Annotated in this window: 26 protein-coding genes; 5 read left to right on the forward strand and 21 right to left on the reverse strand. The window is 63.4% G+C overall.

What is annotated here, in order from left to right; all coding sequences use genetic code 11:
• Positions 1–12 precede the first annotated feature (12 nt).
• From flgK to IB236_RS21065, 10 genes are all read right to left on the reverse strand, one after another.
• Positions 13–1,989 (reverse strand): flagellar hook-associated protein FlgK, encoded by a 1,977-nt coding sequence (gene flgK, locus IB236_RS21020; RefSeq protein WP_192422103.1) that lies wholly within the window; start codon positions 1,987–1,989, stop codon positions 13–15.
• A gap of 25 nt (positions 1,990–2,014) precedes the next feature.
• On the reverse strand, positions 2,015–2,932 hold the full coding sequence (gene flgJ, locus IB236_RS21025; RefSeq protein WP_099729168.1) for a flagellar assembly peptidoglycan hydrolase FlgJ: 918 nt from the start codon (positions 2,930–2,932) through the stop codon (positions 2,015–2,017).
• A 51-nt stretch (positions 2,933–2,983) separates the two neighbouring features.
• On the reverse strand, positions 2,984–4,135 hold the full coding sequence (locus IB236_RS21030; RefSeq protein WP_370539937.1) for a flagellar basal body P-ring protein FlgI: 1,152 nt from the start codon (positions 4,133–4,135) through the stop codon (positions 2,984–2,986).
• A gap of 266 nt (positions 4,136–4,401) precedes the next feature.
• Positions 4,402–5,124, reverse strand: coding sequence for a flagellar basal body L-ring protein FlgH (locus IB236_RS21035; protein ID WP_056065648.1), 723 nt, complete (start codon positions 5,122–5,124; stop codon positions 4,402–4,404).
• A gap of 38 nt (positions 5,125–5,162) precedes the next feature.
• On the reverse strand, positions 5,163–5,945 hold the full coding sequence (flgG, locus tag IB236_RS21040) for a flagellar basal-body rod protein FlgG (protein WP_056648212.1): 783 nt from the start codon (positions 5,943–5,945) through the stop codon (positions 5,163–5,165).
• Between the two features lie 43 nt (positions 5,946–5,988).
• Entirely contained in the window at positions 5,989–6,729 is a 741-nt protein-coding gene (gene flgF, locus IB236_RS21045) for a flagellar basal-body rod protein FlgF (RefSeq protein ID WP_056065654.1), read from the reverse strand.
• A 46-nt stretch (positions 6,730–6,775) separates the two neighbouring features.
• Positions 6,776–8,056: a flagellar hook protein FlgE gene (flgE, locus tag IB236_RS21050; RefSeq protein ID WP_192422105.1), complete on the reverse strand. Its 1,281-nt coding sequence runs from the start codon at positions 8,054–8,056 to the stop codon at positions 6,776–6,778.
• Positions 8,057–8,094: 38 nt separating this feature from the next.
• Complete coding sequence (locus IB236_RS21055; protein ID WP_056065659.1) at positions 8,095–8,748, reverse strand: flagellar hook assembly protein FlgD; 654 nt, start codon at positions 8,746–8,748, stop codon at positions 8,095–8,097.
• A 31-nt stretch (positions 8,749–8,779) separates the two neighbouring features.
• Positions 8,780–9,184 carry a flagellar basal body rod protein FlgC gene (flgC, locus tag IB236_RS21060; RefSeq protein ID WP_056065662.1) on the reverse strand — a complete coding sequence of 135 codons (405 nt, stop codon included), beginning with the start codon at positions 9,182–9,184 and terminating at the stop codon, positions 8,780–8,782.
• A gap of 36 nt (positions 9,185–9,220) precedes the next feature.
• Positions 9,221–9,691 (reverse strand): flagellar basal body protein, encoded by a 471-nt coding sequence (locus tag IB236_RS21065; protein WP_056065666.1) that lies wholly within the window; start codon positions 9,689–9,691, stop codon positions 9,221–9,223.
• Between the two features lie 231 nt (positions 9,692–9,922).
• Here IB236_RS21065 and flgA point away from each other — a divergent pair, with 231 nt between their 5' ends.
• The 3 genes from flgA (at position 9,923) to IB236_RS21080 (ending at position 11,564) form a co-directional block, all read left to right on the forward strand.
• Entirely contained in the window at positions 9,923–10,735 is an 813-nt protein-coding gene (flgA, locus tag IB236_RS21070; RefSeq protein ID WP_225581286.1) for a flagellar basal body P-ring formation chaperone FlgA, read from the forward strand.
• A 94-nt stretch (positions 10,736–10,829) separates the two neighbouring features.
• The gene (gene flgM / locus IB236_RS21075) at positions 10,830–11,150 is read left to right on the forward strand and encodes a flagellar biosynthesis anti-sigma factor FlgM (protein ID WP_056065669.1); all 321 of its coding nucleotides are present in this window, start codon (positions 10,830–10,832) and stop codon (positions 11,148–11,150) included.
• Positions 11,151–11,192: 42 nt separating this feature from the next.
• Positions 11,193–11,564, forward strand: coding sequence for a hypothetical protein (locus tag IB236_RS21080; RefSeq protein ID WP_192422107.1), 372 nt, complete (start codon positions 11,193–11,195; stop codon positions 11,562–11,564).
• Positions 11,565–11,692: 128 nt separating this feature from the next.
• Here the strand turns inward: IB236_RS21080 and IB236_RS21085 are convergent, their stop codons facing one another.
• From IB236_RS21085 to IB236_RS21130, 10 genes are all read right to left on the reverse strand, one after another.
• Positions 11,693–12,409, reverse strand: coding sequence for an RNA polymerase sigma factor FliA (locus IB236_RS21085; protein WP_192422109.1), 717 nt, complete (start codon positions 12,407–12,409; stop codon positions 11,693–11,695).
• A gap of 166 nt (positions 12,410–12,575) precedes the next feature.
• On the reverse strand, positions 12,576–13,373 hold the full coding sequence (locus IB236_RS21090; protein ID WP_056748013.1) for a hypothetical protein: 798 nt from the start codon (positions 13,371–13,373) through the stop codon (positions 12,576–12,578).
• Positions 13,366–14,862 carry a flagellar biosynthesis protein FlhF gene (flhF, locus tag IB236_RS21095; RefSeq protein WP_192422110.1) on the reverse strand — a complete coding sequence of 499 codons (1,497 nt, stop codon included), beginning with the start codon at positions 14,860–14,862 and terminating at the stop codon, positions 13,366–13,368. The genes IB236_RS21090 and flhF overlap by 8 nt, the downstream gene beginning before the upstream one ends.
• Positions 14,859–16,940 carry a flagellar biosynthesis protein FlhA gene (gene flhA / locus IB236_RS21100; RefSeq protein WP_056065684.1) on the reverse strand — a complete coding sequence of 694 codons (2,082 nt, stop codon included), beginning with the start codon at positions 16,938–16,940 and terminating at the stop codon, positions 14,859–14,861. Before flhA ends, flhF begins: the two co-directional genes overlap by 4 nt.
• Positions 16,937–18,091, reverse strand: a complete 1,155-nt coding sequence (locus IB236_RS21105; RefSeq protein WP_192422112.1) for a flagellar biosynthesis protein FlhB — start codon at positions 18,089–18,091, stop codon at positions 16,937–16,939. Before IB236_RS21105 ends, flhA begins: the two co-directional genes overlap by 4 nt.
• Positions 18,092–18,313: 222 nt before the next feature.
• Positions 18,314–18,931, reverse strand: a complete 618-nt coding sequence (locus tag IB236_RS21110; RefSeq protein WP_056748017.1) for a protein phosphatase CheZ — start codon at positions 18,929–18,931, stop codon at positions 18,314–18,316.
• A 4-nt stretch (positions 18,932–18,935) separates the two neighbouring features.
• Positions 18,936–19,322: a chemotaxis response regulator CheY gene (gene cheY, locus IB236_RS21115; protein WP_010466076.1), complete on the reverse strand. Its 387-nt coding sequence runs from the start codon at positions 19,320–19,322 to the stop codon at positions 18,936–18,938.
• Between the two features lie 72 nt (positions 19,323–19,394).
• Positions 19,395–20,327, reverse strand: coding sequence for a flagellar motor protein MotB (gene motB, locus IB236_RS21120; protein ID WP_056065694.1), 933 nt, complete (start codon positions 20,325–20,327; stop codon positions 19,395–19,397).
• A 47-nt stretch (positions 20,328–20,374) separates the two neighbouring features.
• Positions 20,375–21,235, reverse strand: a complete 861-nt coding sequence (motA, locus tag IB236_RS21125) for a flagellar motor stator protein MotA (RefSeq protein WP_056748020.1) — start codon at positions 21,233–21,235, stop codon at positions 20,375–20,377.
• 251 nt (positions 21,236–21,486) lie between these two features.
• On the reverse strand, positions 21,487–22,965 hold the full coding sequence (locus tag IB236_RS21130) for a flagellin (protein ID WP_192422114.1): 1,479 nt from the start codon (positions 22,963–22,965) through the stop codon (positions 21,487–21,489).
• A 325-nt stretch (positions 22,966–23,290) separates the two neighbouring features.
• On the opposite strand from IB236_RS21130, the gene IB236_RS21135 reads away from it, so the two are divergent.
• A complete protein-coding gene (locus IB236_RS21135; protein WP_121941109.1) occupies positions 23,291–24,766 on the forward strand; it encodes a flagellin in 1,476 nt (491 codons plus the stop codon).
• A 54-nt stretch (positions 24,767–24,820) separates the two neighbouring features.
• On the opposite strand, the gene IB236_RS21140 is transcribed toward IB236_RS21135, so the two are convergent.
• Complete coding sequence (locus IB236_RS21140) at positions 24,821–25,012, reverse strand: hypothetical protein (protein WP_147455638.1); 192 nt, start codon at positions 25,010–25,012, stop codon at positions 24,821–24,823.
• On the opposite strand from IB236_RS21140, the gene fliD reads away from it, so the two are divergent.
• On the forward strand, positions 24,987–26,429 hold the full coding sequence (gene fliD / locus IB236_RS21145) for a flagellar filament capping protein FliD (protein ID WP_121941108.1): 1,443 nt from the start codon (positions 24,987–24,989) through the stop codon (positions 26,427–26,429). The two genes, IB236_RS21140 and fliD, sit on opposite strands and share 26 nt — an antisense overlap.
• Positions 26,430–26,452 lie beyond the last annotated feature (23 nt).

Here is a 26,452-nt window from a genome sequence, read left to right on the forward strand (position 1 = left end):
CAGGGGCGGCATTCATCGGCCCAGGCCCTGGATCAGCGAATCAAAAATGTTCTGCGCAATCTGGATCATCTTGGCGGAGGCCTGGTAGGCCTGCTGGTATTGGATCAGCTTGGCGGCCTCTTCGTCCAGGTTCACCCCCGACACTGCTGTGCGGTCGCGCTCCAGGTTGGCTGCGATGGTGGACGACAGCTGCTCCGCAAACTTGGCGCTTTGGGTGCGTGTGCCCACCTGGGCAATGGCGCCAGCGTAGCCGTCGGAGAGGGTGGACTCGTCAAACATTTTCACGTCGCGCAGTCCCATCAGGGCATTCGCGTTGCCTGCGTTGCGGGTGTAGGCGTCTCCGTACTGCGGGTCCAGCGCATTGCCGATCACCACGGTGTCGCCCGTCTTGGGGGTGCCCTGCAGCGTGATCTCCCAGCCGTTGATCGAGATGGGCTGGCCCGAGGTGTAGGGCTGCGCAGTCGCCAGCGAGGTGGGTGGCGCGGTCCCGCGGTCGAGCACGTCGTAGGTCGTGGGCGGCCCGGCGGTGAACTGCAACTGGATACCCCCCAGGATGGGCGGAATGGCTGCTGGGTTGGCATTTGCCGGCAGCACCAGCCCCGGCGGGTTGGGCAGGCCCGTGGCCTTGAGGCTGCCCAGCTGCATGGTGCCGCCGTTGGCCGTGCCCATGGCGGCGTTGATGGGGTTGGCGGCTGCCAGGTCGCGCGGCGAATACACCAGCGCCTGGATGTTGTTGGCAGCCGTGCTGAACGGCTTGAACAGCATGCGCTCGCCAGGGTTGCCGGGCGTGGTCAGGTTGAAGTTGAGCCCATCGATCTGCAGCGTGGCCAGGTTGGCAGCGCTGGTGAACGGGGTTGATTGGCCGTCGGACAGGCGCACCACCTGCCCGGCTGTGCCCGTGGTGAAGCGAATCTCATAGTCGGACGCAGCAAACTGTGTGGGGCCGGTGAACGACACCGTGCCCACCCCTGCGCCGTTGGTATGGCCCGGCATGCTGGTGGGCAGGGCGAACAGATCCTTGCCTGGCACGCCATCGAGCGTCAGGCCCAGGTTCTGCTGGTCGTTCATCGTCATGCCGATGGCCAGCGCCATGCGGCCCAGCAGATTGCGCCCTTCGCTCAGGTCCGTGTTCTGAAAGCGCAGCAGGCCCGAGACGCTGCCACCGCCCAGCACGTTTTCGTCCAGCTCCACGGGGGTGGCGCCGGGGCGGTTGAAAAACAGCTTGGACTGTCCGCTGCCCGGGAAGGTCGTTGCATCGTCGATCGACAGGCTGGCGGCCGTGCTGCCCAGCACCAGGGGCTGGCTGCCCGCCACGAACAGGCCCACGGTGCCGTCATCCGCCGGGATCTGGGTGGTCTGCACATACTGGTTGATGTCGCGGATGATCTGGTCGCGCTGGTCCAGCAGGTCGTTGGGGCTCTGGCCGTTGCCGGTGGCCCGGGCAATCTGCTCGTTGATGGCCGCCATCTGCGTGGCCAGGCTGTTGATGGCGGTCACGCTGCTCTGCAGCTGTTCCTTGACGGTGTACTCGATCTCGTTGATCCGGTCGCTGGCGGTGCGCATGCGTGCGGCCGTTTCGTCCAGCCGCGTAAGGACCACCGTGCGTGCCGTGATGTCGGTGGGACTGCTGACCACGTCCGAGAACGCGTTCATCATGTCGTTGATGGCGGCGCCCAGGCCCTGGGTGCCGCCGCTGAACACTTCCTGCAACTGGCTCAGGCGCTGGGCGCGGATGGCGTCGGCCGCCTGGGTCGATCCAGCCGCGGCCGACTGGCGCGTGAGCAGCTCGCTCTGGTTGCGCAAGATGGTCTGCACATCCACGCCCTGGCCGATGTAGCCACCGCCCGTGAACTGGCCCTGCACGGTCTGCAGCACCACCGTCTGGCGCGAATAGCCGGGTGTGTTGACATTGGCAATGTTGTGGCCTGCCGTCTGCAGGGCCACCTGGTTGGCCAGCAGGGCGCGGGCGCCGACGTTGAGCAGACTCATGGCTTACCTCGGTTCTTCTCGTCCATCACGCCTGGGCGCGCTGTACACGCAGCGCGCTGTTGATAGCGCCGCTGAGCTTCTTGGCGTACTCCGGGTCGGTGGCGTAACCGGCCTTTTGCAGCTCGGCCGCGTAGGCCACGGCAGAGCCCGTCTTGGCGGTGGCCTGGGCTTTTTCGTAGCGCGGGTTGTCGGTGATCAGCTTGGCGTAGTCGCGGAAGGAATCCTCGTACGAGTCGTACGCACGGAACTTGGCCACCACCTTGCGCGGTGTGCCGTTGATGTATTCGGTGGTCGTGATCTCGGCCACCTTGCCGGTCCAGCCCTTGCCCGCCTTGATGCCGAACAGGTTGAACGAGTTGCCACCGTTGGCAGTCTTGATCTCGCTCTTGCCCCAGCCGGTTTCGTGCCCGGCCTGGCCGAGCATGAAGCTGGCGGGAATGCCGCTTTCCTGCGCCACGCGCTCGGCGGTGCCGCTCAGGTGCTGCACAAAGCCTTCGCGGCCTTTGGGGACGGGCAGTGTGGTATCGACGGAAGACGTGGTGGCGGAGGTCGCAGACCGGTTCTGTGCCTGCGGCAGGCTCAGCGTGGACGGCACCGAAAAGTTGGTGTCCGCACCGCCCATCTGGCGCGAAAGCTGGCGGGCGATGGCTTCCGACAGGCCGCCCTGCAGGCCCGACATATTCACAGACAGCTGCTGGTCCAGCATGTCCTGGCCCAGGTTGGCCTGCTCGCCCTCCATCAGGCCGGACTTCATGGTGGCGTCGCGCATGCTCTTGATGAGTTCGCGCATGAACAGCGATTCAAACTGCTTGGCTGCCTCGCGCGTGACCTGTGCGCTGTTGCTCGTGCCCGCGTCGTATTTGAGGGAGTTGAGCGAGCGGATATCGACCGCCAGCGCGTTCGAGGGGCTGGTGGTGCTGGACGAGGGCAGGGTCAGGGCCATGGTCGCTCCCGGTGGATGGTGCGCGCAGCGGCGGCAGCAGGGCGATCCATGTCAGATCACCTCCAGCTCGGCGTTCAGCGCGCCGGCGGCCTTGATGGCCTGCAGGATGGCCAGCAGGTCGCCGGGTGTGGCGCCCAGCGTGTTGAGGGCCTTGACCACGTCGGCCAGCTGCGGCGACGCGGGCATCTGGATCACGTTGCCCGGTTCCTGGTTGATGGTGATGTCGCTCTTTTGCGTGACCACCGTCTGCCCCTGCGAGAACGCATTGGGCTGGCTGACCACGGGCGTGGAGCTGATGGTGATCGACAGGTTGCCGTGGGCGATGGCACAGGGCCCCAGCGTGACCGACTGGTTGAGCACCACCGAGCCCGTGCGGGCGTTGATAACCACCTTGGCAGAGGGCGTGGAGGATTCGAGCGGCAGCTCTTCCAGGTCGGCAATGAAGCCGACGCGGGCGCCGGGGTCGATGGGGGCGCGCACCTGCACCGTGCGACCGTCCAGCGCGGTGGCCAGGCCGTTGCCCAGCTTGGCGTTGATCACCTGCGCCACGCGGCGGGCGGTCTGGAAGTCCGAGGCGTTCAGGCCCAGGTTGATGGTGTCGCCTTCGTTGAGCGGGGTGGGCACGGCCCGTTCCACCTGCGCACCGAGCGGAATGCGGCCTGCGCTCAGGTGGTTGATCTGCACCTTGCTGCCACCGGACGACGCGCCAGCGCCGCCCACCACCATGTTGCCCTGGGCCAGTGCATAGATCTCGCCGTCAGCGCCGCGAAGGGGTGTGACGATGAGCGTGCCGCCCTTGAGTGACTTGGCATTGCCCATGGACGAGACGTTCACGTCGATCTGCTGGCCCGGCTGGGCAAAGGCGGGCAGTTGCGCCGTGACGATCACCGCTGCCACGTTCTTGAGCTGCAGCTGCGACGCCGTGCCGGGTGGCAGGCTGATGCCCATCTGTTGCAGGTAATTGGACATGGCCTGCGTGGTGTAGGGCATCTGCGTCGTCTGGTCGCCCGTGCCGTCCAGCCCCACCACCAGGCCGTAGCCGGTCAACTGGTTGCTGCGCACGCCTTGCACCGCCGCCACTTCCTTGATGCGCAAGGCCTGTGCAGGCGTTGTCAGCCCTGCGGCCACCAGGGCCAGCAGCAGCCACAGCACGCGCGCGGTGCGGGGCAAGAGGGAATGGGACGAGGCTTTCATGGCATCCATTGTGGTAGGCCATGGCCAGAACTAAAACCCAAAAAGAAGCGGGTTCACCGGCTTATTGGCTGGGTCTGAAGCCGCGTCGGCAAAGTCCGCGCAGAAACGGCACGTGGGCGCTCTGGGCGGCGGTTTTTGAGTAAAAACGGCCAGAGGCGCTAGTGCTAAATGCGCCAATAGCTATCAAATTTGTAGTGAAAAAAGGGACGCACCCAGCCGTCCGTCGGATGCCGGAAGGACTGGGGACCTGGGCGCTTTCGGTGCGCCCAGTGCGGTCAGAACGGCGTGACGGTGTTGAAGAACCGGCCCAGCCAGCCCATGGCCTGGGCTTCGTTCTGCGCGCCGCGTCCGCGCGATTCGACGCGCACATTGGCGACCTGGGTCGAGTTCACGATACTGCCGGGTTGCAGTGCGCGTGGGTCCACCGTGCCCGAAAAGCGCAGTACATCCACGTTCTGGTTCACGCCGATCTGCTTTTCGCCAGTGATGACCAGGTGGCCATTGGGCAGCACATCCACCACCGTGGCGGTGATGGAGCCGGTGAAGGTGTTGGCGCTTTCGGTGCCGCCTTTGCCCGAGAACGCGTTGCCTGACGAAGCGCCCACGCCCAGCTTGTCGGTGAAGCTGGTGCTGGTGAAGGGCAGGGCGGTCACGCCCGCAGAGACCTTGGAGTCACGGTCCACCGTGGACGAAGACTTCTGGCTGGCCGTCACGTTCTCCACGATCTGGATGGTCACGTTGTCGCCCACCAGGCGCGCGCGGCGGTCTTCAAACGCGGGCCGGTAGCTGGCGTTGTGGAACAGTCCGCCCGTCACCGGGGGCGGGGTGCGCGGTGCAGCGGCGAGCGGGGGCGGGGTGGTGGGCAGGATGTCCACCGGCGGCGGTGGCGACAGGGTGGCGCAGCCGGCGCACAGCAGTGCTGCGCCCAGCGCGGGGATGCCCGCACGCAGCGAGCCAAGTGCCTGCAGCAGGCGAAGAGGGCGTGTGAAAGTGCGCATGGCGAAGGTCCTGGGCAAAAGCGCGGGGGGCGTTCCGGTCACAACTGGGCGAGCTTGGCCAGCATCTGGTCCGAGGTCTGGATGGCCTTGGAATTCATCTCGTAGGCGCGCTGGGTCTGGATCATGGTGACCAGCTCTTCCACCACGTTGACGTTGGAGGCTTCCAGAAACCCCTGCTTGATGATGCCCAGGCCGTTCGTGCCGGGGGTGCCCTGCTGGGGCTGGCCGGAGGCGGCGGATTCCTTGAACAGGTTCTGCCCGATGGGCTCCAGGCCGGCCGGGTTGATGAAGCTGGCCATGGCCAGGTTGCCCACGGTCTGCGGCTGTGTGTTGCCGGGCACGGTGACTGCCACGGCGCCTTCGGCACTGATGCTGACGCTGGTGGCGTTGGCCGGAATGGTGATGCCATTGACCACGGGAAGTCCGCTGGACGTGACCATGCGGCCCTGGGCATCGACCTGGAAGGAGCCGTCGCGGGTGTAGCCCACGGTGCCATCGGGCATGGTCACTTCAAAGAAGCCGTTGCCGTTGATGGCGACATCCAGGTTGTTCTTGGACTCCTGCAGGCTGCCCTGCATGAAGTTGCGGCTGGTGGCCACCGTGCGCACGCCCAGGCCCAGGTGCAGGCCGGTGGGCAGCTGGTTTTGTTCGGTGGTGTTGGCACCCACCTGGCGCAGGTTCTGGTAGATCAGGTCTTCGAACACCGCGTTGTTGCGCTTGTAGCCCGTGGTGGAGACGTTGGCCAGGTTGTGCGAGATGACGTCGAGCTGGGTCTGCTGGGCAGACATGCCGGTCTTGGCGATCCAGAGGGAGTTGATCATGGTGCTTCCTTATGGCGGGTGCGTGCTGGGGGTGGCAGCGGCATCAGCCGTTCATGCTCAGCAGCTGGCTGGCGGTCTTGTCGTTGGTTTCGGCGGTCTGCAGCAGCTTCATCTGCTGCTCGAACTGGCGCGATGCAGCGATCATCCCGACCATGCATTCGACCGGGTTCACGTTCGAGCCTTCCAGCGCGCCCGACAGCATGCGCGCGTTGGCGTCGTTGGGCATGGGGTCGCCCGACGTGGTGCGAAACAGCCCGTCGTCGCCGCGCTTGAGCGGGTCTTCCGGCGTGGGAGTGCCCAGCTTGAGGCGGCCAATGGCCTGGGCGGGCTGGCCCGGGATCTTGGAGGTCACGGTACCGTCCGACCCGAGCGACACATCGGCACCGGGCGGCACGTCGATGGGCGCTCCGCCATCGGACAACACGGGCAGGCCGGTGGGGGTGAGCAGCTGGCCTGTGGCCGACACCTCAAAGCTGCCCGCACGGGTGTAGGCCTCGGTGCCATCCAGCCCCTGCACTGCAAACCAGGCATTGCCGGCCGCCATGGCGTCGAGGTTGCGGCCGGTGCGTTGTACGGGGCCGGGGGTGTTGACGTAGCCCGAGGTGGCCTCCAGCGCAAACACGCGCGTCTTGGCGCCGTCGCCTTGCAGCGGCACCGAGCGGAAGGTGGACATCTCGGCGCGGAACCCGCCGGTGGACACGTTGGCGAGGTTGTTGGACAGCACCGCCTGCCGGTGGGCGGCGGCGTTGGCGCCTGTCATCGAGGTGTAGATGATGCGGTCCATGGGGGATCTCCGGTGTCCTGAGCGGGTTCAGTGGGGGTTCAGCCGGTCAGCGCAGGTTCACCAGGGTGGACATCACCTGGTCTTGCGTCTTGATGGTCTGTGCGTTCGCCTGGTAGGCGCGCTGGGCAGTCATCATGTTCACCAGCTCGGCCGTGAGGTCCACGTTGGAGTCTTCCAGGGCGCCCGAGCGCAGCGAGCCAAAGCTGCCATCCGTGGCGGTGCCTACGACGGGCTGGCCCGACTCGAACGTGGCCACCCAGTTGTTGCTGCCCACCGAGGCCAGGCCCTGCGTATTGCGGAAGCTCGACAGCGCCAGCTGGCCCTCGGCACGCGTCACGCCGTTGGAATAACGGGTCATGATCATCCCGTTGTTCTCGATGTTGATGCCGGTCAGCTCGCCCGAGGTGTAGCCGTCCTGGCTCAGATTGGACACTGCAAACTTCTTGCCGAACTGCGTCACCTTGTCCAGGCTCACGTCAACGGTATAGGTGGGCAGGTTATTGGGGTTGGGCGGCGTGGGGTTGATGGTGAGCGGCAGCGAAAAGCCCGTGGCGGGTGGCGTGGCCACCGGGCCGGTGATGGCGCCGTTGTTGTCGAACGTGATCTGGCCGATGGGCGTGGCCACCACGGGCGGCACAGCGGTGGGGTCGTCCAGGGCGTCGTATACGTCCCAGGTGTTGGCGGTGGCAGTTTTCTGAAAGTACAGGCTCACCGGTTTGGCCACGCCCTGGCTGTCGAACACGTTGATCGACGTGCCATAGGTGGCGCGCGGCGTGGCCGGGATGGGGGGCGTGGCTGCGGGGTTGCCCGCCGCGTCGGTGGCGCGGGCGTCCAGGTTGAAGGCCGCCGTGATCGTGGTGGTCTGCTTGGCGGGAATCGGCTCGGCGGTCGGGAACACCATGGGGATGGGGTCGGTGCCGCTGCGCAGACCCGTCACCGGGTCCACCGGGTAGCCCATCACCGACGCGTTGTCGTTGGTGATCATGTTGCCTTCCTTGTCCAGCTTGAAGTTGCCGGAGCGGGTGTAGGCGGCGGTGCCATCGGGCAGCGTGAGGGTGAAGAACCCATTGCCATTGATGGCCACGTCCAGGCTGTTGCCGGTGATGGTCAGGTTGCCCTGGGTGAATTGCTGCGCCACTGCGCCCACTTCCACACCGATGCCTGCATTGGAGCCCCCTGCCGAGCCGATGGCAGAGGCCACCATCTCGGCAAACTCGGCCCGCGAGGCCTTGAACCCGACGGTGTTGGAGTTGGCAATGTTGTGCCCGATGACATCGAGGTTCTTGCTGGCGGCGTTCAAGCCGGACAGGCCTTGCTGAAAACTCATGGTGTTCTCCTGTTGACGCGATACGAAGCAGGCTGGTGTTACACCAAGGCCTTGATCTGGCTGTAGTTGATGGTTTTGCCGTTGGACAGGCTCAGCACCAGCTGTCCGTCCTCGGCACCTGCGGCCGTCACCTTGGCAAGGTTCAGTGCGGTGGAGTCCAGCTTGGTGGAGCCATTGACGGCCGTCACGCGGAACTGCAGCCCATCGGTGGAGCCGGTGTACTGGCTGGCGTCCCAGTCGAAGGTGTGGCGGCCCGCCGCCTTGGCACCCAGGTCGATGGTGTCCACCACCTGCCCGCCTGCGGTCGTGACCTCGATCTTCACGTTGGTGGCGGCCGAGCCCAGCTCGAAGCCGCCCTTGCCGGTCTTGTCCGCCACCGCCAGGCTGGAGCCCTCGGTCAGCACATTGCGGCCCACCAGGGCTGTGCCCTGCATGACCTGCAGCGAGTTGAACTGCGAAGCCATGCTCTGCATGGTCTGGTTCAGTTGCTGGATGCCGGTCACCGTGTTGATCTGCGCGATCTGCGAAGTCATCTGGGCGTTGTCCAGGGGGTTCATCGGGTCCTGGTTGTTCAGCTGCGCAACCAGCAGTTTCAAAAAGCGGTCTTGCGCGGCAGCCGGGTCGGTGGACGCGTTGGCCTTGGTGCTGGACGAGTCCGTCACCGTGGGGGCGTTGGTGGCACTGAGAATCATGGTGGTGTCCTTCTTGGAGCAGGCTCTTGCCTTACTGGCCCATCTGCAGGGTTTTGAGGAGTAGCGACTTGGCCGTGTTCATGACCTCGACGTTGTTCTGGTACGAGCGCGAGGCAGAGATCATGTTGACCATCTCCTCAACCGCGTTGACGTTGGAGTGCGTCACATACCCCTGCTCGTCGGCCGACGGGTGGCTGGGGTCGTGCACGCGGCGGCCCGGCACATTGCTTTCGCTGACACCGCTGACCTTGACGCCCGCAGAGCTGTCGGCCCCCATGGGCGCTGTCTGGAACACCACCTGGCGTGCCTTGTAGGCCTGACCATCGGGGCCTGCCACGGCGTCCACATTGGCCAGGTTGCTGGCCACCACGTTGAGCCGCTGCGACTGCGCACTGATGGCGCTGCCCGATACGTTGAAAATCGAAAACATGGACATGGGGTGGCTCGCTTTCTGCGCTGCGGGGCTGGCTGGTTATTGGCCCTGGATGGCGCTGAGCATGGTTTTGGCGTTGCCGTTGATGAACCGCAGCGTGGCTTCATAGCGCACGGCGTTGTCCACGAAGTTGGCACGCTCGCGGTCCAGGTCCACCGAGTTGTTGTCCAGGCTCGGTTGGGTTTGCACCGCATAGCCCAGGGCGCCTTGCCGGTCGATGCTGGTGCTGGAATTCACGGTGGGCAGCGGAATATGGTGCGGATCGGTCGTGCCTGCGGTTCCGTACGAGCCTCCGGTTGCCAGCCGCGTGACCGCTGCGCCGGCAGTGCCTGTGGCGGAAGAAGTCATGCCTGTGGCCTCGCGCAGCGCGTCGCCGAACTTGAAGTCGCGTGCCACATAGCCAGGGGTGTCGGCGTTGGCAATGTTGCTGGCGATGGCGCGCTGACGTTCCCCACGCAGCACCAGGGCGTTGCCGTGAAAATTCAGCTGGTTGGTCATCTTGTCAAGCATGTGTGCCTCACACCGTCGGTTGCAAAGTCGCCATCCCCGGGGGGCTTTTGGCGTGGCTCGATTATGGAAACCGCGCCCTTTTTCTAAAGCGCGAAGAAGTGGCAAATGGATGCGCAGTTCCGGGTTTTGCGTCCGGGTCATCTGCCTATAGTTCCAGGGGTGAAATGGCCCCTGCCTTCCGTAGCACCCCGTGCGCGGGCAGCCTGGCCAGCCGATGCCCAGGAGGCCCCTATGACCGCCCACTTCCTTTTCTCTGACGCCAACACCGACGCCGCGCTGTGCGGCGCCACCCGGCAGTCGCACGTTGTGCGTGCCGGCGCCTTGGTGCGTACGTTCTGCCTGGTGGGTGCATTGGCTGTGGCTGCGCTGGGCCCCCATGGTGTTGCGCACGCCCAGTCGGCGGCAGACCCCGCGGCGGACCTGGGGCCGCTTACCCAGCGCTGGCTGGACGATGCGTTGGCCCGCAATCCGTCCTCCGCGCTGCCACTGCGTATGGAAGTGAGTGTTGGCTCACTGGATTCGCGCCTGCGGCTGGCGCCCTGTGCGCGCGTTGAACCCTATCTGCCCGTAGGTGCCCGCCTGTGGGGCCGGACCCGTCTGGGGCTGCGCTGCGTGGAGGGCGCCACCGCATGGAACGTGTTTTTGCCCGTCACCATCAAGGCGTTTGGCCCGGCCTGGGTGTTGACCAACAATGTGGCGCCCGGTGCCGTGTTGACGGCCAATGACGCCACAGAGGCCGAAGTGGACTGGGCGGCCGATTCCTCTCCCGTCATGGCCAATCCCGACCTGTGGGTAGGGCAGACCGCGGCCCGCCAACTGGTGGCGGGGCAGGCGGTGCGCCAGGCCATGGTGCGAGCCCCCCTGCTGTTCAAGGCCGGTGCGCAGGTGAAAGTGGTGGCCCAGGGGCCGGGCTATGCGGTCAGCTCAGCGGGCCAGGCGTTGACCGCAGGCTCTGCCGGGCAGACTGTGCGCGTGCGCATGGAGAATGGCCGCATCGTGAGTGGAACTGTGAATGATTCTGGGACAGTGGATGTCACTCTGTGATGACGCCCCGGTAATAAATGGCTAAAGTCCGGGCCAAATGGGTCGAAAACATTGCTACTGATGCCCCACATCCAACGGGGTGGTGGAGAGAGCGATGAAGATAGGTCAAACACCGGAACTGCCGGGCGGGTTGCCGCCGACGGGGCTTGCCAAGCAAGCCAAGGCCCCAGCCAGCGCTGCTGAAGGAGCCACCAAGGACGCACTGATGGCGTCATCCGCCGGTGTGCCTGTCACTGTGTCCACCGCGGCCCGGGCGCTCAGCCCTGCCACCCGCAGCACGGCAGATTTTGACGCAGGCAAGGTCAAGGCAGTGCGCGCTGCCATCGAAAAGGGCGAATTCTCGGTCGACGCCGAAGCCATTGCCGACAAGCTGTTGTCCAACGCCCAGGAGATCCTGTCCCGCTCGCGGGGTTGACCGGCGTTTTGCTCCCGGGCGCAATCCATCGCACAATGCGCCATGTCTCTGGAAGAATCTCTCTCGGCTGTTGAGCAGCTGATCGAACAAGTCTCCGCCGCACTGCTCGCGGCCGACCCCACCTCCCTGGAAAAGAACAGCACGGCCTTGCGTGATGCAGCGGCCGATTTTTCGCGTGCGCTGGAGCAGGCGGCCGCGCGGGGGTTGCCCTTGCCGGCGTCGCTGCAAAAGCGCGCGGATGCGATCCGCGGCATGCTGATCCTGCACCGTGAAAGCCTGGCCCGGCTTGCTGCCAGCACGGACCGCCAAGCCGCCGGCCTGTTGCCCCCCAATGCGGCAGCTACCTATGGCGATGGCCTGGGGGCGCGCGGAGCCGCGCCGGGTGTGGCACGCATCTACCGCTCTGCAGGCTGAGCGGCATCCATTGTTCTGAAGGGGTTGTGGGCCCGGTCGCGAAAAGCGGCGGCCTGTAACCCTCTGGCCCTGCGCAACGACTTGCGCAACGACCTGCGCGGCGCCTGGTGTTCGCCGGTGGGGGGGGCTCAGTGCGCGCGCATCTTGGCCCGCAGCCGGGCAATGGACTGGCTGTGCAGCTGGCACACGCGCGACTCGGTGACGCCCAGCACGGCGGCAATTTCCTTGAGGTTCATGTCATGTTCGTAGTACATGCCCATGATGTGCTGCTCGCGCTCCGGCAGGGTTTTGATGGCGTTGACCAGTGACGTCTTGAGCCGCTGATCGCGCAGCAGCTCCACCGGATCGGCCGCGCTGTCGGCAACATGACGGTCCAGAAACCCGTCCTCGTCGTCGCTGCCATGCGTCATGTCTTCGAGGTACACCAGCTGGGTACCCCGCACCTTGCCCAGCAGGTTCTGGTAGTCCGCCAGGCTCATGCCCATTTCGCCGGCTATTTCAGACTCCAGCGGGCTGCGGCCCAGCTTTTGCTCCAGCCGGTGCACGGCGTGCTCGATGTCTTTCTGGCTCTTGCGCGAGCTGCGGCTCATCCAGTCACCCTCACGCAGCTCGTCGAGCATGGCGCCCCGGATGCGCTGGGTGGCAAAGGTTTCAAACTGCACGCCCTGTGCCACTTCGTAGCGCGACAGGGCTTCGGCCAGCCCCATCATGCCGACCTGGATCAAGTCATCCAGCTCGACATTGGGAGGCAGCTTGGCGATCATGTGGTGCGCAATCCTCCGGACCAGCGGTACATGCTGGCGGATCATGGCATCGCGATCAAGCTGGCCTTTGGCGGTGTACATAGAGAGGGTGTTATGCACTGGTAGGGCGGGTATGCGATCTTGTTCTGGAGCCGCTTGGGGGTGCCATCACCCGATCTTTTTCCGCCGCCCGGGGCCAGCAACTTGCCAGACCGTGGGGAGCGTTTCGGGTCAACGTGCGTACGTAGAGGTGCATCACAGGCTCTGGTCAGTGGCTCCGGACAAAATGCGCAGGCATGCCTGTCAAGTTGCTGGGTGTCAGCGCAGCCAGCGCTCCGTTCATAGTGCCCGCATTTTCCAGCAGTTGCAAGGCCAGGCGCTGAAGCTCCTGGGGGTTCTGCGTGGCAATAGTGGTGGTTCGTATCGGGCCGCCCAGATGGCGCTCGGCACATGCCTGCAAGGTCATCAGCTGGGACTGGGCCTTGCGGCGTTCGGCGGCGGTGTTGCCGTGCAGCAAAGCGGCCACCATGCAGGGCAAGCCAGTGTGTAGCGCAATCTGCTTGAGGCTCTTGTAACTGGTCATCACGCCCGCTGCGCCACTGCCCATGACCACCAGCGGAACCGTGGCCGTGTGGGTGAGCAGGGGCCCCAGGGTGGAGGCTGGTGCGTGAATCACCATGAGGCCGTAAGTCCTGAAGCAGGGCAGCAAGCTCTCCATGGGCGAGCGTGTGCTGTCGCTGGCCTTGCGGCTCAGGTGCTGCAGCCCCTTGGCCGCTGGAATCACGGCGAGCGAGGATGCGGTGGCGCCCAGGTTCAGGCTGGCGCCGTCATTCCACGTGGCATGTTGCAGCAGGTGCAGCAGCCCGGGGCTGTCGTCGGACTCCTGCGCCGTGCCGTCGAGCACCACCACCGGATAGCCCAGCCGCTGCAGGCTGGCGCAGATCTGCCATAGCGTTTCCAGGCCGCTCGCCGTGTTGCCCTGGCTGGCGACTGCCAGCAGCCGCAGCTCTGCCTGCGGGGTGAGGCTGTGCAGGCTGGCCGCCTGGTGAAAACCCAGATCAAGCATCGACCAGCCCCCCCTCCGTCACGGTGTCAGGAGAGTGCGAGAAGAAGAAGTTCAGGTCCGTGGCCTTGGGGTCGAAAGCCGACTTCGCCGGCGACCGCATGGAGGCGCTGATGAGCTGGTGGGCGTTGGCACGCTCCCAGTCCTCGGGCACGCGCTGGCCGTTGGTCACGCCGCGCAGCACCATCTGGTGGCGGATCAGTGCGTCGATGGCGGGGCCCAGCTTCACGGCCTCGTCCACCTTGGACAGGATGGCCTGTTGCGAGCCGTCGGTTTTGAAGGCGGTCAGCACGTCATCCAGCGTGTCGCCATGGCAGCCGGCGTTGAGCACCAGCAGGCGGTTCACATGGGGCAGGTCCAGCACATCCAGCATGTCGCGCTTGCGGGGGTCCCTGGGGGCCACGCCGGTGGTGTCGATCAACACCATCTTCTTGCCGCTGAGCAGGCCCAGCAGGTCCTGCAGCGCGGCGCGGTCGTGCGCCAGGTGGGCCACGATGCCCAGCATGCGCCCGTAAGTGCGCAGTTGTTCGTGCGCGCCCACACGGTAGGTGTCCAGCGTGATCAGCCCCACACTGCCGGGGCCGTGGATGCGGGCGCACATGGCTGCCAGCTTGGCGGTGGTGGTGGTCTTGCCCACACCCGTAGAGCCCACCATGGCGAAGATGCCGCCCTGTTCATAAAGGGGGGGATCGGTCTGGTCGGTCTTGAGGTTGCGTTCCAGCACCTCCATCAGCCAGCGCACCGATTCGCCCGCCGACAGGTCTTCGGGCATGCGTTCGAGCACGGCGCGGGCCAGCGATGGGGAGTATCCGGCACGGATCATCTTCAGCATCAGGTTGGACTGGATCGGGTTCTGGCGCGCCTGCCCCAGCCAGGCCAGCGTGTTGAAGCGGTCTTCGATCAGCTCTTTCATCGCATGCAGCTCGTTCATCACGCTCTGCTGGTTGTTCGACTGGATCAGGTGGGCGCTGGGAGCTTCCTGTCGACGGCGCGGTGGCTCGGGCGGGATGTCCATCGGGATGGTGCGCAGCGGGTTGTGGCGTGCCACGGAGGGCGCTGGCATGCGTTCACGTTCCGGTTCCTGGTCGCGGCTGCGTTCAGACAGTGTCTGGGGTTCCGAGGGACCATTCAGTGCCTCGTGGCGGCGGCGCAGCATGCGTTCGCGCACATAGTCCTGGAACGACAGCGTGCTCATGGCCAGCTGTTCGGTGTCTTCCTCGACCGGGTTGCGGCCCAGGCCCGACGCTGCTGCCGATTGGCTGGCGCGCTGTGGGGTGCTGCGCGCAGTGCTGGGCGCCAGCAGGGGCGGGTTGGACGAAGCGGTGGGCGCACCACCGTCCAGAGCCGACAGCGTGTCCTCGGCCGTGGCCACCACTTCCACGCCGTTGGCCGTGGGGCGGTTGGACAGAATCAGCGTGCCGTCGCCAAAGGCCATGCGCGCCTTGGCCAGAGCCTCCCGGGAGGTGGGGGCGGTAAAGCGTTTGATGTTCATGCTGATGCACCTTTAAGGATCGGCCCAATACGGATGGTGTGGGTCTCTGGAATTTCACTGTGTGCCAGCACCTGCAGGCGGGGCGCTACGCGGCGCACCAGGCGGGAGATGGCATTGCGGATCTGGTCGGGAACCAGCAGGCAGGCGGGCAGGCCCATCTCTTCCTGCTTGAGGGCCACTTCGGCGGCCTTTTGTGTGAGGATGTCGGCCACGCCGGGGTCGAGTGCGGGGCCTGCCGTGTTGCCCAGGGCTTGCACCAGCAGGCGCTCCAGGCCGGGCTCGATGGCAATGACGTTGAGCTCGCGGGTGGGGCCGTAGATCTGCTGGACGATGGCGGGCGAGAGCGCAATGCGCACGCGGCGGGCCAGTTCGACGGGGTCCGAGACGCCACCAGCATGCTCAGCCAGCGTTTCGATGATGGTGCGGATATCGCGGATGTGCACAGACTCTTCCAGCAGCAGCTGGAGGACTTTCTGGAACGTTGCGATGGAGACCATTTTCGGAACCACTTCTTCGATGAGCTTGGGGGCCAGCTTGGCCACGTGTTCCACCAGTTGCTGCGTTTCCGTGCGACTGAGGAGCTTGGCGGCTTGCACTTGCATCAAGTGTGACAAATGGGTGGCCATCACGGTTTCGGAATCAACGACGGTAAAACCGGCCATTTGTGCGGCTTCCTTTTGCCGATCGTCGATCCAGTGTGCTGGCAGGCCAAAGGCAGGGTCGGTGGTGGCCGTGCCGATCAGCGGCGTGGTGATGCCGCCGGGGTTGATGGCCAGAAACATGCCAGGGAAGGCTTCGCCCTCGCCCACCACCACGCCGCGCAGCGTGATGCGGTAGCCGCTGGGCTTGAGTTCGAGGTTGTCACGTACGTGCACGGCAGGGGGCAGGAAGCCGACTTCCTGTGCAAACTTGCGGCGCACGCCCTTGATGCGGGTGAGCAGGTCGCCCTGGCGGCTCTTGTCCACCAGGCTGATGAGGCGGTAGCCCAGTTCCAGGCCCAGCAGGTCCACGGGCTGCAAGTCGTCCCAGGTGGCTTCGCCATCGGTGGCGGGTGGCGGTGGGGCTTCGACCACCGGGGGAACCTTCTGGCGCTCATACATCACCCAGGCGCCGTAGCCCAGCAGGCTGCCCATGGTCAGGAACACCACATGCGGCATGCCGGGGATCAAACCCAGCAGGATCAGGATGCCCGCCGTCACGCCCAGCACGCGGGGCGACATGAACAGCTGCTGAACGATCTGGCGGCCCATGTCGTGGTCCTTGCCCACGCGCGAGATCACCATGGCGGCTGCCACCGAAATCAGCAGGCCGGGAATCTGTGCCACCAGCGCATCGCCAATGGCCAGCAGGATGTAGCTGTCTGCGGCCTGCTTGGCCGACAGGTCGTGTTGCAACACACCAATGGCGAAGCCGCCAATGATGTTGATGAGCAGGATCAGGATGCCCGCCACGGCGTCCCCGCGCACGAACTTGGACGCGCCGTCCATGGAGCCGAAGAAGTTGGCTTCTTCCGCCACTTCGGCACGGCGACGCTTGGCTTCTTTTTCGTCGATCAGGCCGGCGTTCAGGTCGGCGTCCACCGCCATCTGCTTGCCGGGCATGGCGTCCAGGGTGAAGCGCGCCGACACTTCGGCAATGCGCTCGGCGCCCTTGGTGATCACCACGAAGTTGATCACTACGAGGATCGCAAAAACGATCAGGCCGACGGCGAAGTTGCCGCCGATCAGGAAGTGGCCGAAGGCCTCGATCACTGCACCCGCTGCGCCAGGGCCCTGGTGGCCTTCGAGCAGCACCACGCGCGTAGAGGCCACGTTCAGCGACAGGCGCATCAGTGTGGTCAGCAGCAGCACCGAAGGGAATGCCGCGAAGTCCAGCGGACGCAGCATGTACGCCGCCACCATCATCACCATCAGCGCGACGGCGATGTTGAGCGTGAAAAATGCATCCAGCAGCCACGGGGGGATGGGCAGCACCATCAGCGCCAGAATCGCCACCACCAGCAGTGGTGCCGACAGGCCCTGCAGGGCGCTGGCATTGGTGCCCGCCCATTGCTGCAAAGACTTTACGGAGGTGTTCATACGGCGGCACCTTGCACCGTGGTGCGGTTCAGCGGATCGAGTTCAGGCGGCACGAAAGGCTCCACCAGGCTGTCGGGCATGCGGCCTTCGCCACGCAGGGCTGCCTTGAGGCGGTACACATAGGCCAGCACCTGGGCAACGGCGGTGTAGAGCGTCGCGGGGATGGCCTGGTCCAGCTCGGCATGGGCATACAGCGCACGGGCCAGCATGGGCGACTGCAGCACAGGCACGTTGTGCTCCTTGGCCACGTCGCGGATCTTCATGGCGATGAGGTCGGTGCCGCGCGAGATGACCTGGGGCGCACTCATGGTCTTCTCGTCGTATTTGAGGGCCACGGCGTAGTGGGTGGGGTTCATCACCACAAAGTCAGCCTTGGGGACGGCGCCTACGCTGGCCCGGTCGGCGATCTCGCGCTGCTTCTGGCGGATGCGGCCCTTGGTGTGGGGGTTGCCGTCAGACTCCTTGTGCTCCTGCTTGACTTCCTCGTGCGACATCTTCAGTCGTTCCTTGAAGAAGAACGCCTGCAAAGGCACATCCACCAAGGCAGCCAGAAACACGACCAGCAGCAACAGGCTCATGCCCGAGGTCAGCCAGTCTGCAATCTGGCGAATGGCCATCGGCGAGGGTTGCAGCACCAGCATGGCGACCGTTTCGAGGCTGTTGCCCAGGAACTTCCAGGCCACGTAGGTCAGGATGGCGGTCATCAGCACCATCTTGGCCACGTTGGCCATCTGCTGCTTGGAAAACAGGTTGGCCAGTCCGGAGATCGGGTTGAGTCGGTTGAACTGCGGTGTGATGGGCTTGGCACTGAGAATCCAGCCGCCCGCCCCGATGGCGCTGATCAGCCCCGCAGCGCTGGTGAGGGTGGCAAACACCGTGCTGGCCACCAAGCCCACGATGACCATGTCCTGCAGCCGCGAGAGCATGGTGCCAGGCGCCATCACCGTGGCCGCATTGAACGCCAGCTGCTGGCTCATGGCCCACTGCATGCGGTCCATCAGCTGTGGGGCCAGCAGTAGCATGCATGCGGCGCCCGCACCCAGGATGGCCAGGTGCGACAAGTCGCGCGAGCGTGCCCCTTGGCCGTCTTCGCGCGCTTTTTGCAGCTTGCGTTCTGACGCGGGGAGGCTTTTTTCTTGGCTGGATTCCATGGTGGCATGACGGCTGGTGTCATGCCATTGTCGTGAGCGACCTGGAAATCTAAAGGCTGATAAGGGGGCTGCAGCCCCCTCTTTTCGGTGGTGCCTGGGGTGTGTCTAGCGGCGGCTCTGTGTCTGACCCACGCTGTGGGTTGCTGTCATTCTTTTCAAAAATGATAGCAATCAGGCCATATTGCACTAGCGCTGTAGGGCTGCCGGACTGGAAGCGGAGCGTCAGAAGCCCAGACTGGCCAGCAGGTCGTCCACCTGGGACTGGTCGGTGACCACGTCGGGGGTGTTCTCCGGGTCCACCACCGGGCCCTGAAGATGCGCTGCGCGGACGGGCTCGGCGGGCACCTGGGCGCTGGGCGGAGCCGTCTGGATGAGCAGTTGCACCAGCTGCTCTTCAATGGTGGCTGCCAGGTTCACCACGCGCGCAATCACCTGGCCGGTGAGGTCGTGAAAATCCTGCGCCATCATGATTTCGGTGAGGTGCGTGTCGGCCTCCTTGGTCACGCGCTCCACGTCGGTCAGAAAGTTGAAGATCTCGCCCTTGGCCACAGCCGCCACCGGGTCCGCCACCAGCGAGTTGACGACCCGGCGCGTTTCCGCCGCAATGTAGTCGTGCTGGGCCTTGGCCTGTTCGACGCGGTTGAGCACCTTCTCGGCCGCTTCTCCCGTCAGGCGGGCGATATAGGAAAGTCGGCTCTGTGCGTCGGGCAGCTCGCCCATGGAGCCGCGCAGCTTGTCGGCATAACCCAGCTCGTTGAGCGAATCGTGAAGCTGACGTGTCAGCAGGCCAATCTTGTGATGAACATCGGCAGGCTGGCTGTTGTCCGGTGTGTCGTCCATGGTGTCATAACCCCATCTTCTTCAGAATCAAGGTCACTTTCTCTTCCAGAGTTGCCTTGGTGAAGGGTTTGACGATGTAACCCGCAGCGCCTCCCTGGGCGGCGGCAACGATGTCTTCCTTGCGGGCTTCGGCGGTCACCATCAGGACGGGCAGGTGTTTGAGCTTGTCGTCCTTCTTGATCTCGGCCAGCAGCTGGAAGCCGTTCATGTTGGGCATGTTGATGTCGGTCACCACAAAATCAAACTTGCTGTTGCGCAGCTTGTTGAGTGCGGCGACACCATCCTCGGCCTCGTCGGCGTCTGCAAACCCGCTCTCCTTGAGCAGGTTGCGAACGATGCGTCGCATGGTGGAGAAGTCGTCAACGATCAAAAAACGAAGGGCTGTGGTCACTTGGGACCCTTTCAGTCGAGATTTACTGTAAGCATTGTCATGGGTGGCAGGTTTGGTGACAAGTCGTAACTGTTACCTGCTTGGGGGGGGATTTTCCCGCTTTTCCGTCAACAGTTCTGTGGACGTGATTTCAGGAATCCCTTTGCCCATGAGCCGTTCTTCGGCCTCCCGGGTCAACACCGTGATGGTGATGCGCCGGTTGGAGGGCGAGCGTGGGTTCTTGGGGTCCAGCAGATCACTGGCGGCCAAGCCCACCACGCGGCCCAGTTTAGCGTCTGGCATGCCAGCAGAGACCAGTTCCCGCCGCGAGGCGTTGGCGCGATCTGCCGATAGCTCCCAGTTGCTGTACCCCTTTTCGCTGTTGCCATAAGGTACGGCGTCGGTGTGGCCTGCAAGGCTGATGCGGTTTTCGACGCCACCGAGGGCTGCTCCAATTTCGCGCAGGATGTCGCGCATGTAGGGTTTTACCAACGCGCTACCGCTGTCGAACATGGGGCGGTTCTGGTCGTCGATGATCTGGATCTGCAGCCCGTCGGGCGTGATGTCGATGCGGATCTGCGACTTGTACTCATTCAGGCGCGGGTTCTCGGTGATCAGCGCATCGATCTTGGCCTCCAGGGCCTTGATGCGCTCCTGGTCCTGCTTGGCGCGTTCTGCCCGCGCGGCATCGATGCTCATGCGGCGCTGCTTGGCTTCTTCCACATCGGAGCGGCGCACTTGACCATGCACCTTGGCCAGATCGTTGCCGCCACCGGGGATGACGCTGGAGCTGTTGCCTGCACCGTCGCCACCGGTCATCGCCACTTTGAGCGGCGAAGCGAAATATGCCGCAATGCCCTGGAGCTCACCCTTGGCCGTGGAGCCCAAAAGCCACATCAGCAAGAAGAACGCCATCATCGCCGTCACAAAGTCGGCATAAGCGATCTTCCAGGCGCCACCATGCACCGCGTGGCCGCCTTTCTTGACGCGCTTGATGATGATGGGCTGGAGCTTCTTTTCTGCCATGGTGGTGGTGGGGCGTTACGGCGCGGCTACTGCATCCGCGGCGCCTGCTACTTCTTGCCCTTCACGTGTCCTTCCAGCTCCGAGAAGCTGGGGCGTACGTTGGAGAACAGCACCTTGCGGCCAAACTCAATGGCGGTGGCGGGGTTGTAGCCCTGCATGCTGGCCAGCAGGGTGGACTTGATGCACTGCAGTTCCTTGGCAGCGTCCTCGGTCTTTTGCTCGACGAGTCCGCCCAGGGGTTCCACCACGCCGTAGGCCAGCAAGATGCCCAGGAACGTGCCCACCAGCGCCGAGCCGATCATGCCGCCCAGCACGGAGGGCGGCTGGCCCACCGAGCCCATGGTGTTCACCACCCCCAGCACGGCGGCCACGATCCCGAAGGCGGGCAGGGCGCCTGCAAGGCGCGCCAGGGCGGCCACCGGGGCGTGTGCTTCCTGGTGGTGGGTGTCGATCTCGCTGTCCATGAGCGCTTCGATCTCATGGGAATTCAGGTTGCCCGACACCATCATGCGCAGGTAGTCGGTGGTGAACTCGATCACGTGGTGGTCGCTGCCCACCGTGGGATATTTCTTGAAGATCTCGGACTCGTGGGGTGTTTCCACATCCTTCTCAATGGCCATCAACCCCTCTTTGCGGGCCTTTTGCAGGATGTCATAGAGCATCGCCATCAGCTCCATGTAGCGCTCTTTGGTGTATTTGGAACCCTTGAGCGCCATCGGCAGTGCGGCCAAGGTGGCCTTGATCACCTTGGGCTGGTTGTTCACCACAAATGCGCCCAGTGCGCCGCCCAAAATGGTGATGATCTCAAACGGCAATGCCTTGAGAATCACGCTGATATTGCCCCCGTGCACGATGTACACACCGAAGATGCAGCCGAGGCAGACGACGTAACCGATGATGACAAACATGCTTTAGACGTGTAGGGCGCTGCTGGGCTATAGAGGTGGCTCTCGCAAGACCACAGACGCTGTTTTACCTAAGGTTACTGCAAATGTATCGGATTGCTGAGCACGAAATGCAGCAATGAGCCGCACGCCGCTGGCGGGTCGACACTGAGGCTAGCTAGGGGCATGGGTAAAAAAAAGAGGCCAAATGGGCCTCTGGTGCTCAAGAGCAGGGCATCGTCTTTCACCCGTTCGATGCAGCTATAGATCACCTGTTACCCTTTGAGCAGGGCCAACACGCCTTGCGGTATCTGGTTTGCTTGAGCCACCATCGCAGTCCCCGCCTGCTGCAGGATCTGCGCGCGTGACAGGTTGGCGGTTTCTGCCGCAAAGTCGGCATCCTGAATGCGACTGCGCGAGGCAGACATGTTTTCGGAAGAAAGCTGCAAGTTTGAGATGGTGGTCTCGAATCTGGCCTGAAGTGCGCCGAAGCTGGCGCGCTGACCATTGACTGCAGCCAGGGCCGAATCGATGATCTTCAGTGCCTTGGTAGAACCATCGACGGTGGAAACATCAATGACGTTCACGGCGTTCAATGTGGATGCCGTTGCCGTCACCGGAGGTGTGCCAGTCAGGTTGGTGATGGCAAAGCCTTTGTCTGAACTCATCTCCAGGTATCCGGTGGCTGTCGCAAAGCCGCCTGCGGGTGCTGCAGCAACGCCTGCGACAAAGGTGGGGGTGCCGGTGGTTGCCGAAGTCGCTGCGTCGTAGGCGCCCACGGCGATAGTGTTGCCTGCGAGAGAGTTGTTCTGGATCTGGATGTTCGCGCCCGATTCGTTGATGAGCACAATTCCATTGCCTGCGTCATTGAGTTTGGCGGTGATGCCGGTTTGCGACGATACATCGTTGAAGCCCTTGATGGCCTCTGCCAAGCCTGCGGCGGTAGCACCGGCGGCAGACACGCTAAACGTGACGTTGGCGGCGGTTGTGTTGTCCCCTTTCACAGCCAACGAATATGAGCCAGAAGCTGCAAATGTGGTCAATTCGACCTGGTTGCGCGCGCTCGCTGTAACGCCTGTCGCTTCGGAGAGTGCATTGATCTTGGCGGCAGCCGTTGCCATGGTGTCGGCCGCCGTGAGCGTCACCGTCTTGGTTTGCAGTCCAGCGACGTCGAAGGTGCCAGTCAACGGAGTGGGGGCGGCAGCTGCTGTTACTACCACGGGCGCCGATTGCTTGAGCTGAGCACCGTAGGTGGTCGTGCGGAAGTTCCCGGTGGTGGCTGTGATGGTCTGGTTTGCGTTCGCGCCCACCTGGAAAGTGGCGGTGCCGAACGATCCATCCAGCAGCTTCTGGCCGTTGAATTCTGTCGAAACGGAAATTCTGTCCAGCTCGGAGAGGAGCTGGCCCACTTCAGCCTGAATGGCTTTGCGGTCGCCTGCTGAATTGGACGCGTTGGCCGATTGCACAGACAATTCACGCACCCGCTGCAAGATGTTGCTGGCTCCGGCAAGGGCGCCTTCCGCGACCTGGGCCAGTGAAATGCCGTCATTGGCATTGCGCACCGCTTGGTTCAAGCCCCGAATCTGGGTGGTGAAGCGCTCGGAAATGGCCAAGCCAGCAGCGTCATCCTTGGCGCTGTTGATGCGCAGACCCGACGACAGGCGCTGGATGGAGGTATTGAGCGAGGACTGGCTCATGCCCAGGTTGCGCTGGGCGGTCAGGGAGCTGACGTTGGTATTGATAGTGGCGGCCATGGATATGCTCCTAAAAGGCTTGAAAAACCAAATCTGCGCCGGTAGAAGCCCCACCGTCCGGCAGACAAGACGGGAACGATGGGTGAATTGTGAAAGTCGAGCGCGGTGCGTGGTGCTGCGATAAAGCGCACAAAAACCCTGCAACTTGTGCGTTTCGCCCTAAAGTTTTCGCCGCAGTGTCCGAAAACATTTGCAACGGGACGTAAATGCCCGCCGTTCATCAGAAGGCCATGTCGGCGCTGTGAACCGTATGGCCGGGTGCCTTGCCTGGCACCAGGTTGGCGGCAACGCCATATTCAGTCAGTTCTTTTCAGGAGATTTGCAAATGGCAGCTACCATCAACACCAACGTCAGTTCCTTGACCGCACAGCGCAATCTGGGCATGAGCCAGGCCTCGCTCAATACCTCCATCCAGCGCCTGTCGTCGGGTCTGCGTATCAACAGCGCCAAGGATGATGCTGCTGGCTTGGCCATTTCCGAGCGCTTTACATCGCAGATCCGTGGCCTGAACCAGGCGGTGCGCAATGCCAATGACGGCATTTCGTTGGCGCAAACGGCTGAGGGCGCACTCAAGGCCTCCGGCGATATCCTGCAGCGTGTGCGTGAACTGTCTGTGCAGTCCGCCAATGCAACCAACTCCGCTGGCGATCGTAAGGCCATTCAGGCTGAAGTGGGCCAGCTGCTGTCTGAGCTGGACCGCATCTCCACTACGACCGAATTCAACGGCCAGAAGCTGCTGGACGGTTCGTTTGGCTCGGCTACTTTCCAGGTTGGCGCCAATGCCAACCAGACCATCACAGCCACCACCGGGAACTTCCGCACGACCACCTACGGTGCTCAGCTGAAGCAGTCGGCACCGGTTGTCGTCGCCGCCGCAGCCGCCGCGACTGCGCTGACGGGTACCTTTGACATCGCCGGTCTGCAGACCAAGACGGTGACCCTCACTGCGACTGACACCATGGCAACGGCTGCAGCAAAAATCAATGCTCAGTCGGAGGCTACGGGTGTTACAGCAAGTGCGCGCAACCAAGTGGAGTTAACCAACTTTGCAGCTTCCGGTTCTTACTCGCTGGCTGTCAAGGGGGACAACACGACCGCTGCCAACGTCACATTCAGCGTGAGTGCAGCGGGTGCTACGGCGGCAGGGCTGGCGGAGACCGTCAAGGCGTTCAACGATGTGTCTTCGCAGACAGGGATTTCTGCAAAACTGAACGCTGGCGGAAACGGCGTGGTCCTTGTGAACGAATCGGGCGCAGATATTCAGGTTCAAAACAATTCGGCTGCTGGCAATACCATCTCGGTGGGTGCTTACGATGCGGTTACATCGGCTACCTCGGGTACTGCCACTTTTGTTGCCGGTGTGGCTGCTGCTCCTGCAGGTGGGTATGCCACCGCACGTGGGTACCTGGAGATGAATTCTGACAAGGGCTTCTCGATCGGGAATCTCACGGGCACTCCTCCTGTCACCGCCTCGGCGTCTACGCTGAACGCGGTGAATACCATCGATGTGTCTACGGTTGATGGTTCCACTAAGGCGCTGAAGATCATTGATTCGGCTTTGTCTGCGGTTAACGGCCAGCGGGCCAGCTTCGGTGCTCTGCAGTCGCGCTTTGAGACCACCGTGAACAACCTGCAAAGCACTTCCGAAAACATCTCTGCCTCGCGTGGCCGCATCCAGGATGCGGACTTCGCGGCAGAAACTGCCAACCTGTCACGAGCACAGATCCTGCAGCAGGCTGGTACGGCAATGGTGGCTCAGGCCAACCAGCTGCCACAGGGTGTTCTGGCCCTCCTGCGCTGATCATCTTTGGTGGGGGTGAAGAGGCGGAGCGGGTTTGTGAAACAAGCTCGCTCCTCACAGGGCGGAGGCGACTTGGTCGTCGCCGCTTTCTGCGTTTTGCCAATCGCGCAGCAACGGGGTAGATTGGCGGCTTTCTGGGGTGCTTTTTGGCTGGCTGCCCGAATCAAAGGCCTTGATAATTTGTGGCGGTTCAACCCGGTATGGATTCAGGAGGTGGAATATGGCTAGCTTTTCATCAATAGGCATCGGTCTGGGCGGAAATGTGGATGTCAATGGGCTGATCAAGGCCTCGGTCGATGCTGTCAAGGTCCCCATCACCAAGACCAACGGCCTGAATCAACAGGCGGCCATGACGAATGCCAAGGTGTCTGCCTTTGGCCAATTCAAGTCCCTAGTTTCCACGCTTGCTGATGCCGCTAGCAAGCTAACCAGCGTCACAGGCTGGAATGGGGTGAGCGCCACATCGTCCAAATCCGATGCGGTGTCGGTTTCTGCCGTGGGTGGTGCTGCCGCCACATCTTTCAACGTGCAGGTTCAGAACTTGGCCAAGGCGCAATCCACTATTTCGGTGGCGTTGTCGCCCGTCAGTCAGGCCGTCGGGGCGGGCACATTGACCTTTGATATTGGCAAGTGGTCCGGGGAGCCCAAGGTGTTCACTCTGGGCGGCGCGGGAACAGTCAACGTCGAAATCAGCGCGACGGATACGCTGGGGGACGTGGCGAGCAAGATCAACGGATCCAAGGCGGGCGTCACCGCCACGGTGTTGAGCGATGCTTCCGGTGAGCGCCTGATGCTGCGCAGCACCTCGACGGGCGAAGATGCTGGGTATCGGGTGAGTGCGGTGGATGCCGACGGCAATATGTCAGACTCTGCTGGGCTGTCGCGGCTGGTCGTGGGCGGCACGACCGAGTACGCTGCTAACGCAAATGCCACAGTGAATGGCGTTGCCGTCACCTCTGCCACGAATTCCTTTTCCAACACCGTTGCTGGGGTGACCTTTACGGCTTTGCAGGTCACAACAGGAGATGTTGCCATCACCGTGGCCAAGGACAACTCTGCCGTCAAAAAGAATGTAGAGGCCTTCGTGAGCGCGTACAACGCGATCAACCAGGCCCTGAATGAGGTTACGAAGTACGATGCAGGCACCAAGACGGCGGGTTTGCTGCAAGGGGATAGTGCTGCCGTGACCTTGCAGAACACCTTGCGCATGGCGCTGCAGTCCGTCAATAGCTCGGGCGCGTTGCGCAATCTGTCTGCAGTGGGGGTGGTATCGGAGGGCGGGTTGGGTAACGTGTCGCCGACCGGGAATTTGACGCTGGATGCGACCAAATTCAACAAGGCCATGGAAAACCCTGATGATGTCAAAACCTTCTTCCGCGGCCCGGATGGTGGCAGTGTGGAAGACGGCTTTGCGGGGAAGTTCAAGGCCTTCACGAACAAATTGCTGGCAAACGACGGGTTCTTTGCTAGCAAGGCAAAAATCTATGAGCAATCCCTCAAGCTCAATGCCAAGGATGTGGAGACGATCAATGATCGTGCGGATCGCCTGGAAAAGAGCTTGACGGCGCGTTTCAGTGCGCTGGATACAAAGATGTCGAGCTTGAATGCCTTGAACGCGTACATCTCGCAGCAGGTGACTGCCTGGAATAAATCATCGGGTTGAGCGCTTCAGTTTTTTTGGCTGTG

It is taken from the genome of Acidovorax sp. ACV02 (assembly GCF_014851475.1).
GTDB lineage: Bacteria > Pseudomonadota > Gammaproteobacteria > Burkholderiales > Burkholderiaceae_C > Acidovorax > Acidovorax delafieldii.

Excerpts from the sequence above, each read along its gene's own strand:
- flgK (WP_192422103.1), bottom strand. The coding sequence starts at position 1,989 with ATGAGTCTGCTCAACGTCGGCGCCCGCGCCCTGCTGGCCAACCAGGTG.
- flgJ (WP_099729168.1), bottom strand. The coding sequence starts at position 2,932 with ATGGCCCTGACCCTGCCCTCGTCCAGCACCACCAGCCCCTCGAACGCG.
- IB236_RS21030 (WP_370539937.1), bottom strand. The coding sequence starts at position 4,135 with ATGGATGCCATGAAAGCCTCGTCCCATTCCCTCTTGCCCCGCACCGCG.
- IB236_RS21035 (WP_056065648.1), bottom strand. The coding sequence starts at position 5,124 with ATGCGCACTTTCACACGCCCTCTTCGCCTGCTGCAGGCACTTGGCTCG.
- flgG (WP_056648212.1), bottom strand. The coding sequence starts at position 5,945 with ATGATCAACTCCCTCTGGATCGCCAAGACCGGCATGTCTGCCCAGCAG.
- flgF (WP_056065654.1), bottom strand. The coding sequence starts at position 6,729 with ATGGACCGCATCATCTACACCTCGATGACAGGCGCCAACGCCGCCGCC.
- flgE (WP_192422105.1), bottom strand. The coding sequence starts at position 8,056 with ATGAGTTTTCAGCAAGGCCTGTCCGGCTTGAACGCCGCCAGCAAGAAC.
- IB236_RS21055 (WP_056065659.1), bottom strand. The coding sequence starts at position 8,748 with ATGATTCTCAGTGCCACCAACGCCCCCACGGTGACGGACTCGTCCAGC.
- flgC (WP_056065662.1), bottom strand. The coding sequence starts at position 9,184 with ATGTCCATGTTTTCGATTTTCAACGTATCGGGCAGCGCCATCAGTGCG.
- IB236_RS21065 (WP_056065666.1), bottom strand. The coding sequence starts at position 9,691 with ATGCTTGACAAGATGACCAACCAGCTGAATTTTCACGGCAACGCCCTG.
- flgA (WP_225581286.1), top strand. The coding sequence starts at position 9,923 with ATGACCGCCCACTTCCTTTTCTCTGACGCCAACACCGACGCCGCGCTG.
- flgM (WP_056065669.1), top strand. The coding sequence starts at position 10,830 with ATGAAGATAGGTCAAACACCGGAACTGCCGGGCGGGTTGCCGCCGACG.
- IB236_RS21080 (WP_192422107.1), top strand. The coding sequence starts at position 11,193 with ATGTCTCTGGAAGAATCTCTCTCGGCTGTTGAGCAGCTGATCGAACAA.
- IB236_RS21085 (WP_192422109.1), bottom strand. The coding sequence starts at position 12,409 with ATGTACACCGCCAAAGGCCAGCTTGATCGCGATGCCATGATCCGCCAG.
- IB236_RS21090 (WP_056748013.1), bottom strand. The coding sequence starts at position 13,373 with ATGCTTGATCTGGGTTTTCACCAGGCGGCCAGCCTGCACAGCCTCACC.
- flhF (WP_192422110.1), bottom strand. The coding sequence starts at position 14,862 with ATGAACATCAAACGCTTTACCGCCCCCACCTCCCGGGAGGCTCTGGCC.
- flhA (WP_056065684.1), bottom strand. The coding sequence starts at position 16,940 with ATGAACACCTCCGTAAAGTCTTTGCAGCAATGGGCGGGCACCAATGCC.
- IB236_RS21105 (WP_192422112.1), bottom strand. The coding sequence starts at position 18,091 with ATGGAATCCAGCCAAGAAAAAAGCCTCCCCGCGTCAGAACGCAAGCTG.
- IB236_RS21110 (WP_056748017.1), bottom strand. The coding sequence starts at position 18,931 with ATGGACGACACACCGGACAACAGCCAGCCTGCCGATGTTCATCACAAG.
- motB (WP_056065694.1), bottom strand. The coding sequence starts at position 20,327 with ATGGCAGAAAAGAAGCTCCAGCCCATCATCATCAAGCGCGTCAAGAAA.
- motA (WP_056748020.1), bottom strand. The coding sequence starts at position 21,235 with ATGTTTGTCATCATCGGTTACGTCGTCTGCCTCGGCTGCATCTTCGGT.
- IB236_RS21130 (WP_192422114.1), bottom strand. The coding sequence starts at position 22,965 with ATGGCCGCCACTATCAATACCAACGTCAGCTCCCTGACCGCCCAGCGC.
- IB236_RS21135 (WP_121941109.1), top strand. The coding sequence starts at position 23,291 with ATGGCAGCTACCATCAACACCAACGTCAGTTCCTTGACCGCACAGCGC.
- fliD (WP_121941108.1), top strand. The coding sequence starts at position 24,987 with ATGGCTAGCTTTTCATCAATAGGCATCGGTCTGGGCGGAAATGTGGAT.
- IB236_RS21140 (WP_147455638.1), bottom strand. The coding sequence starts at position 25,012 with ATGCCTATTGATGAAAAGCTAGCCATATTCCACCTCCTGAATCCATAC.